General features: G+C 47.6%; 1 protein-coding gene. It reads right to left on the bottom strand.

Annotation, left to right across the window (positions count from 1 at the left end):
- Nucleotides 1-84 precede the first annotated feature (84 nt).
- The gene (locus VB714_RS15525; protein WP_323225540.1) at nt 85-537 is read right to left on the bottom strand and encodes a hypothetical protein; all 453 of its coding nucleotides are present in this window, start codon (nt 535-537) and stop codon (nt 85-87) included.
- Nucleotides 538-758 lie beyond the last annotated feature (221 nt).

The raw sequence follows: 758 nt of genomic DNA, 5'->3' as shown, positions 1-758 counted from the left end.
ATTTTTCTCCGGCACGTACTGATAAGAACCCACCCCGATAATCAGGGCGTGACCCGTTGCAAAAACCATTTGCTCGCCTCCCATTTAAGATTGCTTTTCCGGCTCGGGGGGTTCTGTATACTCGCAAAAGATATTCAACCCCACTTTGACGATATAGAGAACGATAACCGTTGCGATCGCCGGATTGATGGGCAACGAAGTCAACCCCACCAGATACACGATCGCCCCCGTCAAAATCGAGGCACTCCCCGGATTCTTGTTATAGTCCAGAACTTTAGAGCGAAAACCATCATCCCCGCAAACCTCATCGCGCAAAACTTTAAGCGTCACCTCCCAAATGGACTTCTCTCCCGGAGTTGGAGATCCCAAATCCCCAACCTGCTCCTGCCATAAATCTTGGAAACTCGTTTCTATATCGCCATCGTGCTTTTCTAAAGTCGCGATCGCTCGTTCGATCTCGCTAGTTTCTGACGAGTTTTGCTCGCTTACCAGTTCTCGAACGGATTGGAGTTCGGTTGAGGTGAGTGAATCGGTCATGCAATTTCCTCTCAATTTTGGCGATCGCGATCGGTGATGCTACAGGTAAAAACCAATCCTTAAAATGATAGCTGGAATGGCAAAGAAAATTGGCAGTGTTGAAAAACTCGCGATGGATTCTCTTGTGTAGCCTCTTTTTAAGTTCAGGAATTATTGCAAATGCAATCGCTCTCAAACTGGTGAGGGCTGTACTCAAACAACTCCTGCTCGGACAGGGCAAA

The sequence above is a fragment of the Spirulina sp. 06S082 genome, assembly GCF_034932145.1.
Classification (GTDB): Bacteria; Cyanobacteriota; Cyanobacteriia; order Cyanobacteriales; family Spirulinaceae; genus CCY15215.
The sequence above is the reverse complement of the archived record's forward strand: the minus strand, read 5'-3'. Positions and strand labels throughout refer to the sequence as shown.

Coding starts and splice junctions, on each gene's coding strand:
- VB714_RS15525 (WP_323225540.1), bottom strand. CDS start 537: ATGACCGATTCACTCACCTCAACCGAACTCCAATCCGTTCGAGAACTG.